The organism is Lactiplantibacillus dongliensis (assembly GCF_005405105.1).
GTDB classification, from domain to species: Bacteria; Bacillota; Bacilli; order Lactobacillales; family Lactobacillaceae; genus Lactiplantibacillus; species Lactiplantibacillus dongliensis.
Map to the genome: position 1 here is coordinate 1 of NZ_BJDK01000054.1, position 10,492 is coordinate 10,492.

Sequence of the window (10,492 nt, forward strand, 5' to 3'; positions counted from 1 at the left end):
TAGCAAGTTTTCACTAGCCCAATAAGCAATCGGTATTCCCGGAATCTTAGCAAAGTTCGCTTGGTTAGTTCGATAAAGGTAGTCCGTTGTTGGACTTGAAATAGCCGCTAAAGTTTTGTCTTTTTGGACATCCATACCACCTTTGAAAGCTGATAACTTCAAATAGGTCCCTGTGTCTTCTGACTGCACATTCTTTACAACAAACGTATTAATTGGCACAGTTGCTTCTTCAAAAGCTGAATATTCCATCTGAATTAAACTATCAATCTTTTTATTTTCAATTAAATATTCTCGTAATTTTTCGTATGTTTTGATGAACATCCAGACAAATGGCGTCATGAAGGCTGAATAACCACCTTGTTTGGCCAAATTACTATTATTGTAGATAAAGATTGAAAATAAATCACCAGAATAATTATTGTAATATTTTTTAACGTATTTCTTTAATGATGGTTCCATCTTATTCATGTACGGCGGATTAGTGACAACTATATTATAAGTATCACACAGGGTTTCAGTAATAGTCAGTGCACGTAAAAGTTTTGCTTGCATCTCTTGAAAACCGAATAAATCCAAGTCATCGATGAGCACTGATGCAGTTGCTTGACGTAGTTTATTAAAATCATACTTTTGGTCTTCAAAAGTAATGATAGATCCTAACTCCCGAGCATTGCTGAAGCGCCCCACAATATCAAGCAAAGCATCACGATTCTCTGGAGAAACTTGATCAAGAAACTCTGAAGAAATATCATCAGTATCTTCAAAGACGAAAACGTTGGGACCAGTACTGCCTTCACGTAATGCTCTTCGATTAAACTCTCTGGCTTTCATCATCAAGGCAAAGTAGGCCAATTGGTATGCACGTTTATCAATCTCTAAGCCAAATAAATTATTTTTAAGGATCGAAGTAGCAGCATCACGAGAAGAATAACCTTGTTCTGAATAAATCTGCATCAAAACATCAAATGCATAAACTAGAACATGCCCGGATCCCATTGCATTATCAATAATTTTTAAGTTTTCAATTGACTCATCATCATTAATAACCGTAATATCACTTGGCAACAGGAATTTCAAATGTGACTTCAATTCACTATCGGGATGCCGTTCTAGCCAGTACTTGCCCAGTGAATTATCAACCATATATTTTACAACCCAGTCTGTAGTAAACAATTGTGTCGCAGCTGGAATATCATTTTTCTTGACTGGACCACCAATGATATTTACTACCTGATTATGAGGTACCGTATTATAGTACTGATACAACCACCCAATAATCTCCACTTGACCACCGACAGCCACATTAAAATCATCCTCACTAACATCAGTGATCAAATGCCGGATAACACCGTCGTGATAGTTTGGAGTGAACAATAATTCCGCATAGTCGTTGGTTTTTTCAAATAAATATGGCAAATTCTTATTCAACGCATTCGCTTGCTTGATGAATAACATCTGATACTCAGCATCCATATCCACTGGCTGTTCGGTATCTAAAGCACGTTCAATTAAGTCATCTTCTGCTGGAGAAAACCCACCAAGTTGGTCTGCAATCTCTTTTGCATGCACCATAATGTCAGGTTCATTTCGATTTTCTGTACTCGACAGTACCCGTGTTCGACTGGGTAAATAGTTGTTAACTTCCATGAAACGAATCGCAATAATCCGATTAAACCAAGTATACGCAACTTCTTCTACTAGATCATGGAACGCCGTAGCCAAATCGGCCTTCTTAGCGCGCTGTGTTAACTCTGCAACCAATCGTTGCCGTTTAACAATGTCTTGACCGGTAATTCCATTTTGTTCATCCTTATAATATTCAATCTCCACGGTTGAAATAGGAAGCTTACCTTCAATGCCCGCCTCCGAGATCCCTAGTGAGGCGGCCTTAAGTTTAATCCCTTCAATGAGGGACTGGCGTGCATCGATTGCAAATTTTTTAATCGCTGTTTTATCCATATTCTCTTCTTTCACCTTGTCTAAGACTACAATTCAAACTTAATTGATCCTTTTGCTTTCAGCTGTTGTTGAAGTGTGGCTTTAAGTTTTTCAACCTGAACTTCAATATCAGTGGTACTATCTAATACCCAGGTTTGATTAATCCCAAGTGATCTAACATTAACTGCTTGATATTGCTTTACGGCCCGCTGGGGATTAACTTCGTTAGACGCCACGTGTCTATTTGTGCTGCTATCATCGTTTCCAGTAATCGCAGGTTCCGGAGAACTTACTGAGTCTGCAACGGCTTGTTTTTCGAAAACGGTTTCCATCTGTTGAACTAACCGAACCCGTACTGCAATCGCCTGCTGTGGAATAATAAACAACCCGTTTAAAGTCGTTGCGTTATTGGCATCATGTAATAAGCTATCAAATTTTTCTTGAATACGGTTAGCAAAGTCTGCTGTCAACTGATGTTCAGTACAATAAGTCTCTGTGGCTGCTTGTTCATTTTTAATATCTTTTTGTGCTCGAATCAAACCAGCATCAAACTCTGAATTAAACGCATTACGAAAAGCATTAACTAAATCTTTGAGCGTCTTTATATTCCCCTGTGGTCGTTTCTTCATTAAGCCATCAATTTGTTTGATTAAGTCTTTGACAGTCGAACCAGTGACAAATTTTTGTGAGTGATCAAAAATAGTTTGCTGTGTGTGAGCAGATTCCCAAATTTCTTGTTGCGTCTCACTCCCATAGAATTCGCTAATGCCCCCTTCTTCCATATCATCGTGCCAATCCAACAAATCATCATGCTTTTGACTGACTAAATCGTAGAATCGATCAGTATCTTTTTGTGCCAATAATTGTGTCATTAGGTTTCGACCTGTGCTTAATACGTCTTGTCCCGGGTAATAACTAGGCTTTGTCAGATAAATATCAAGCGCCTTACGCGCATTATCTAGGCTATCCTGCAGTTCATGCATCAGCGTATCGTCTTCATTATCACTGAAAGTCTGCTTACGGAACAACTCTGAAGCAACCTCTCGTAAATCTTGCTTCTTATTTTCACTGACCGCTTGCCGTGGTTCTATCTGAACAGCATCAATATATTGTCGTTTCAAGAAGTACTTAGCAAGTTCATTGGCTGATAACCCAGACTGTTGATTGATGGCCTCACCGTTCACATAAACTTTTAGTTTAGCATCAGCGAAAAGTTTTGCGACCAACCACTTAGTATCAATCTCTCGATAGCCGTATGGAATTTTGTTAAATCGCTCTAAAACTGATTTATAAGAAATTTTACGGTGCCCTTGATAATCTCGCGTGATTCGGTCAATTACAGCCTGTAACGCACGTTCATTCTCTGATGTTTTCACCAATTCATTGGTATCTTTGAATAGACCAACAACATCACTTTCTTGTTTAACGACATCAATGTAGCTAAGATTACGATAGATTTCATCAATTAACTGTTCTTCGGCTTGCGCCAAGCTAGTAAAGAAATCTTTCTTTCCCGCATCAATCCGTTCTCCCTGAACGTAAATGTTCGCTTGTTGCAAGACTTCCAACAATTCCTTAGCTACCCGAATCTTAAGTGTACTCAACTCAGTCTTTTTAACATCCACGATACGTTGTGACCGCGCATCCTGTGATTGTTCATGAGGATTCAAGATAAACTTTTGCATACGCAGAACTTGTTGCTGATCATCTATATATTGAGACTCACCCGGTAAATCGATAATAATTTGTGGTTGTTCTGGCGAACTAGACTGTCGCCGTAATTCAGCATCGCTTCGGTTATCGCCATTAGCCGCCGTAACAATTTTTAAATTAATATCTTGATTGGTTTGACCAACTGGTCGGTCGTCGACCCACTGATTAAAGACAAATGTATATTGTTGTTTCAGTTTTGGATACGTATATCGGCGCGAAATTGCAGCTGTGCTAAACAAGTAATCCCCGATAGCCTGAGAAACTTCTCCAAAATCCACACTCTGTCGCTGAATCTGCTTACTAATATCTTGTTCTGCATCAGTTAGAAATTCATAACCCTTACTGGTCTTCTCCACAATATTCTGTTCTTGAAGTACCTGTAAAGCTTGCTTAACCTTGGCTTCTAATTCAATCCGATCAGTATCAATTGAATCAATCATCAGTGTCACTAAATTGTTTAACGTCCCATCAAAATCCTGCACATATTTAATCATAAATAAGATTTCTAAGACTTGTACCGCAAATGGATTATCTTCACTACCTGGATTAATTAACTCATTATTCTGTGCCCGCTGAATCACAATCATATGCGTGTGATCTAAAAAGTGACTGAGGCCTTGGAAAAAAATACTAAACGGTACTAACGCTCTAGTATCTTGGTCTTCCAGTCGCCGGGCCGATTCTTGAAAGACCGCTAACATTGACCGTTCACCGTTAGCCAAATGCTTTCCATCTGATCCGTTTTCTCGAATAGCTGTCAACGTATCTTGTAGTAAGACGACCTGATAAGGCACAAATGGATAAAGATCAGCGAACATTTTGGCATCATCATATCGTTTTCGTTCTTCCTTACCATCAAAACTGATAAGATTATTAATAACGTGTTGACTCTCATTAAACGTAGTTTCCAGTAACTTTTCACTTGTTTCAGTCTTCGCTAAGAGCCGTTTTTGAATCACTTCATCAACATTAGCTGATGACATCGCAATTCGAGTATTAAACCGCCCTTGAATTTTGGAAAAGTCTTGTCCATTAATATTCTTAGTAACCTTATCAATTGCCTGTTGACTAGTCACAATTACCCAAGCCTTACCATGCGTGTAAGTTCCTAAATCCTCAACAATGCTTTGCAGATTCAGCATCCGTTGCTGGCTGGACCCAATATATTGTCCCACTTCGTCGACTAAGAAAGCCATATGATAGTTTTCATCTTGCTGTTCAATATAGTCATTAACCAACTTAGCGAAGCTCTCCACACTAATCGGATATTCCTTTTTTAGTTGATCGATAAACCCATTAGCATCGGCTTCAGACATAAACCCGATAGCCACCAAAGTATCACGAATTGTTCCTTTCAAAAACGCATACGCATTCCGTGCATCCAGCCATTCACGGTTTTGGCGATCCAACTCTTTAAACTTCGTCTGAAACTCAGTGTACTTACCTTGCGCAATGAGGTCCCGTTCCAAGTCAGCGATCCAAAAATCTGCGCCAAACAACCCTAGTTGCTCATTAAACACTTGCAAAAAAACATTTAAAATCGCATCTTTTTGGGACTTGTTGCCATTTTTAGCCTTTGAATCAATATTAAATAGCATCACTTCGTTAGGCACCGATGCGGCTAATTGCATATCAGCTAAAGTCCCCTGATCATGAAGCTTTTCATCATCAATAAAATAATCCAAAGCACGTTTACCAGCCACTTCACGGTTTTCTAATAAGTAAGCCAGAATTTTTAAAAAATGTGATTTACCAGAACCAAAGAACCCAGAAATCCAGACCCCCATATTTGTTGTATCATGCTGAATTCCTGCTGCATATGCGGCAAAGAAATCTTTAAAGTGTTGATCTAACTCTTTGGTAACAACATATTCTTCCAGTTCTTGCTTAACATTAGCATCGTGTTCATCGCCAATTGTAATAACACCTTTAATATCTCGATCAATCGATTTAGCAAAAATATCTTTTATCTTCATCGTGATTCCCCCTAGTTAATTTGAAATGCCCGGTAGTAATTATCTTCTTTGGATTCACCAAACATACTGAGACTTAAACTGTCATATGTACCTGGATAAAAGAAAACAACTGGAACACTTGTCACAATTTGGTGCATCGTATTCAACACTTTATGGGCCCTGATTAACGGAAAAATATCACCAATTCCAGTTACAAAAACAATGACTGGTTCATCGGGCAAATGTCGTTGTATATATTGAACAAATAGATTTTCCGAACTCGTCATCTCGAAAGCATTATTTAATTGCTCCGTTAAATAATCAATACCATCGCTAGCTTCCATCGCCAAAACATCATCTTTAATCCCCATATCATCCAACAATTCCCACATAATCTGATAAAGATTGAATTCGACAATATCCATTCCAACTGTTTCATGGTTCAACTGTTGTTGCATACTGTTAATTTCTTCGGTTACTAATGGTTGATCCTGTGGGTTATACGCTAAAATATAATAAGATACTTCATTTGATAATCCCCGACTCTGTTGAAAGTCTGGATCAGCTACTTTTTCACGTAAGTGTTTGAGTTTTTCAATTGTTTTACTCATTACTATCTCCCTAAAAATGCTGATAATTGTCGTGTCAACCCTTTTGCATGCATTAAAACTTCTAATCTTGTGTCTAGTAAGGGTTGCTTGACTAAATCGTAATCCCCCTGATTTTCAAGCAATCCTGCCTCTCGGAAAAATGCCTTGAATGTATTGGCCAATCGTTTAACTGTTTGTTCTGTCCATGTAGCCACTTTAGGATTTTCAATTTGTTTCTGATGGAAAAATGCATCCACTTCGTAAGGATAAAGCTTGGCATCGCCCAAAATTAACTCATTCCTATAGAGATCATACAAAAAGTCATCAAATAAGGGATCTAACTGAAGACTGGCCGATAAGTTCAGCAATTTTTGATTTGCCAAGTCTAGTGAGAAAAACAAATCAAAATAGTCTTCATCAAGAACATTGATCCGTCGTTTCAACGTTTGAAACACTCTCAACGCACGAGCGTTAGATTGTTGTTGAAAATAGTTTTCAGTCACAGCCAAGTTTCGAATATCAGCATCGCTATTTCCTTGTTCTCGTAAGGATAAATACTGTGAAAATTCATGAAACCAAAAAGAATGCGAAACCATTGTTGCACTATATTGTGGCATGACCTGCTTCCTCCCATTAATACATTTTCTTTTCCAATTATATAAGACTGACCTGTTTAAAGCGACATTTTCAAAAAAATAATGAATGTTTTAGCATACCCACACAAACACGTGCAGGTTTACAAATTGATTATCACTGCGTAAACAATTTTTATAGATACTCATTACTTTACATAGAAGCATATTCACTTTTTAAAAGCTTCAATTTAGAATATATTATTTATAGTGTCTAATTTAACGTTTTCAGCGTACAATTAGTATCAAGCAAACACATAAAAATCCGAGGTGCCAAAGTGAACTTTGAAGACGTTCGACAGATGATTAACGAATTGAAAATGATTGTAAATATTGCCCTTGATGACGCCATCACTGTACCGGTAAAAAATGACAAAGCTTGTATTAATTTACATGGTACAAACTATGACTACTTATTCGACTTAAATCGAAAGGGGCATCGCAAACCTAAGTGCACCTATCAGCTACGTGATGCCAACGCTAAAAGTAAAATCTTATTTCGAATCGACTTAATTGGCCGTCCACATCCTAATCCAGCCGGTAATTATGCTTACGCAGATGAAATACTCGAATGTCCACACGTCCATTTGGCAGATTTTCCAGTATACGGTATCGCAGTTGCTTTACCGTTAGACGCTCCAGAAGTGCATATGCACCTAAATCCAAGTGACATCAATAATTTAATCAGCTGTTTAAAGGTAACCTTTGAACGCTTAAATGTTGCTAATCGCACCGACTTCAAATACAATTTGGAAGATGATATATTATAAGTCCATTGGAGGTGGTAACCATGAATATCAATATACAATCTTTGCAACAGGCCTACTTAGATTGGGCGACACAAAAACAGACTTTTGAGACTCAAGCCAATTTTACAACGATTCGCACTCCCTTTGTAGATATGTACCACGACACGATTGAGCTTTTTATCGAACATCAAGCAGGACAATATATTTTAAGCGATGATGGTTATACACTTGATGAATTAGATACCTTGGATTTACAGTTAAGTTCTGGTCGGGCCTCCAAAAAAAGACAAGCTTACTTTAACCAAATCTGCTTAAACTTTGGTATTCAGGTTCACCAAAAAGAATTACAAATCAGATTTACAGATCTCGCGGCTATGCCACAAAAACAATTTCAACTAGTACAAGGAATGCTTCAAATTATGGATATGCTTCAGACTTCTCGTGATCGAGTGTCCGACTATTTTTTAGAAGATATTAGAAATTACTTTTTTGAAAAGGAACTTAGCTTTGTCGAAGATGTGAGTTTTCAAGGTCAGACCGGCAATATGATAAATTTCAATTATATCTTTGGAAAAAAATCAATTAATGATAAAGCCAAAGCCATCAAAGCGGTTAATCGTCCTAAATCAATCGCCTATGAATCCCCTTTAATGGGCATCATCGATGTGCGCGACAGTCGTCCAGATACCGACTTCTATGTATTAGCTAATGATACCGAAAGTATCTCGGATAAGTTTATTAGTTCTTTTGAGAACTATTCGATTCCCGTTTTACAATGGTCCAAGCGAGATAACTGGATTAAAACATTTAAGCTGTCATAAGTCCTTAAAAATTTTATTTATCAAAATAAACCGTCCCAAACCGAAAAAGTTGGTTTGAGACGGTCTATTTTGATAAATTTGACATGTTTCCTATGTCCTGTTTTGCGCTACCGAATCATTTAACAACCTCATCGTTTTACATGACTTGCTGGCATCAATCTTAATTACGGTCATACGCCCAAACAGCTAACGGCGCAAAAATCAAGACAATCACGACATCCACCCCGAGCACTAAACCAGCCTCATGGGTCCAACTCCCAGTCGCCAAGATTTGCCGAATCGCCGTAATCACATAGGTCACGGGATTCAAATGTGCGATCACTTGCAACGGCTTCGTTAACGAATGAAGTGGCACAAACGCATTTGACATGAAGGATAGCACTAACATGGCAATTAGCGAAAAGCTTTGAACGGCAGAAGCACTCTTCGCCAACAAACCGACTAACGCAAACAACCAGGATAAGGCCCAGCCGGTAAAAATCGCTAATAAGGCAATCACGATAATCCAGCCAAACCCGACAGCTGGTCGCCACCCCATCAGATAGCCCGTCGTCAATGACGTTATCGTGGCAATCACCAACCGTAAGCTGTCGGCAAACAGTTGCCCCGCTAACGGCGCAATATGTGCCATCGGTAACGATTTGAAGCGATCAAACACGCCCGAATCAAGATCTTCTCTGATTTGCGGTCCCGACCCCGACGCCGCTGACAACATGGTTTGCATTAAAATCCCCGGCACAATTGTTGGTAGATAGGCTTGGACCCCGCCGGCAATCGCCCCACCAAATAAATAGCCAAACATCAACATAAACATCACCGGTTGGACGATAACATCCATAAACCGATCTGGATTATGCACCGTCTTCAATAAATTACGATAAGCCATGGTGGCCGTATTCATGACCAAACTGCCATTGTGTTTTTGTACATCCATCTTGCATCCTTCTTCCTTAATTCTTACCGACCGTTAAATCCATAAAGACATCATCTAATGACGGCTCCTGGACAACTAACTGAGTGATCTTAATCTTGGCCTGGTTGAGCATAGTTAAAATCGTATTCAGCTGGTTGACCTGATTCAGTCGCATACTTAATGCTGAGTCGGTCTGCTGAATCTGGCCCACTTGTGGCGTTAATAATTGAACTGCGGCGGTAATTTGTGTGGTCTGACAAACCTTAAACGTCAACTTAGACCCACCAATTTGCTGCTTCAGTTCAGCTGGTGTTCCCATCTTCACCAGCTTACCGTGATCAATAATGGCTAAATGATCCGCTAGTTGGTCCGCTTCATCTAAATATTGTGTCGTCAAAATAATCGTTGAGCCTTGCTTAACCAGCTGCCGAATGGTGTCCCACATCTGCGTCCGGGTCCGTGGGTCTAAGCCAGTCGTCGGTTCATCCAAGAAGATAAGTGTGGGGCGCGTAATCAAGCTCACCGCTAAATCCAACCGCCGCCGCATCCCACCAGAGAAGTTCTTTAACGCTTTATCAGCTGAATTGACCAGTGAGAATTCGTTCAATAATTCAGCAGTTCGTTGCTTGGCGTCTGATCGTGATAACCCATTCAACCGGGCAAAAATCATCAGATTCTCACGCGCCGAAATATCTTCATCAACGGAAGCGTATTGACCAGTCAAGCCAAACATCGATCGTGCCAAGCGCCCTTCCTTAATCGTATCGTGACCAAAAATCGTGACTTGACCAGCATCCGCCTTCAATAATGTCGTCATCATTCGTAGCGTGGTCGTCTTCCCCGCACCATTAGGACCCAGTAACCCAAAGACTTCGCCGGGTTGGACTTTGAACGACACATCATCAACCACTGTTTTTTGTCCAAACTGCTTCGTCAAGTGACTGACTTCAATTGCATTGATTGCTGCCATGTTAATTCCCTCTTAAGTTTTGTTTTTAATCAGGTCCCCCTGACTAAAAATATAATAAGGTCCCCTGATTATTTTGTCAATCTTTTTTTCAAGATCTAACGGCGCTACATCTCGTTGTCGAGTATAATGGCTGTAAGCATTGTGGTATTAAGTCAAGGAAGGATGATGGCGAAGCTTAATAGAAATCAGCGCTTTGAAGGTATACTTCCCC

General features: G+C 39.4%; 8 protein-coding genes. 2 read left to right on the top strand and 6 right to left on the bottom strand.

Annotated elements, in window-relative coordinates; translation table 11 throughout:
• The 4 genes from pglX to FFM80_RS14005 all read right to left on the bottom strand — a co-directional run.
• On the bottom strand, nucleotides 1-1,974 hold a 1,974-nt coding region (pglX, locus tag FFM80_RS13990; protein ID WP_223877379.1), incomplete at its 3' end, for a BREX-1 system adenine-specific DNA-methyltransferase PglX.
• 11 nt (nucleotides 1,975-1,985) lie between these two features.
• Nucleotides 1,986-5,627, bottom strand: a complete 3,642-nt coding sequence (brxC, locus tag FFM80_RS13995; RefSeq protein ID WP_137641366.1) for a BREX system P-loop protein BrxC — start codon at nucleotides 5,625-5,627, stop codon at nucleotides 1,986-1,988.
• Nucleotides 5,628-5,638: 11 nt separating this feature from the next.
• A complete protein-coding gene (locus FFM80_RS14000; RefSeq protein ID WP_137641367.1) occupies nucleotides 5,639-6,217 on the bottom strand; it encodes a DUF1788 domain-containing protein in 579 nt (192 codons plus the stop codon).
• A 2-nt stretch (nucleotides 6,218-6,219) separates the two neighbouring features.
• Nucleotides 6,220-6,813, bottom strand: a complete 594-nt coding sequence (locus FFM80_RS14005; protein WP_137641368.1) for a DUF1819 family protein — start codon at nucleotides 6,811-6,813, stop codon at nucleotides 6,220-6,222.
• A gap of 293 nt (nucleotides 6,814-7,106) precedes the next feature.
• Here FFM80_RS14005 and FFM80_RS14010 point away from each other — a divergent pair, with 293 nt between their 5' ends.
• Nucleotides 7,107-7,598, top strand: coding sequence for a DUF6978 family protein (locus FFM80_RS14010; protein ID WP_137641369.1), 492 nt, complete (start codon nucleotides 7,107-7,109; stop codon nucleotides 7,596-7,598).
• Between the two features lie 20 nt (nucleotides 7,599-7,618).
• Nucleotides 7,619-8,398, top strand: coding sequence for a DUF1828 domain-containing protein (locus tag FFM80_RS14015; protein ID WP_137641370.1), 780 nt, complete (start codon nucleotides 7,619-7,621; stop codon nucleotides 8,396-8,398).
• A gap of 160 nt (nucleotides 8,399-8,558) precedes the next feature.
• On the opposite strand, the gene FFM80_RS14020 is transcribed toward FFM80_RS14015, so the two are convergent.
• Complete coding sequence (locus tag FFM80_RS14020) at nucleotides 8,559-9,332, bottom strand: ABC transporter permease (protein WP_137641371.1); 774 nt, start codon at nucleotides 9,330-9,332, stop codon at nucleotides 8,559-8,561.
• A 16-nt stretch (nucleotides 9,333-9,348) separates the two neighbouring features.
• A complete protein-coding gene (locus tag FFM80_RS14025; RefSeq protein WP_137641372.1) occupies nucleotides 9,349-10,281 on the bottom strand; it encodes an ATP-binding cassette domain-containing protein in 933 nt (310 codons plus the stop codon).
• Between the last annotated feature and the right edge of the window lie 211 nt (nucleotides 10,282-10,492).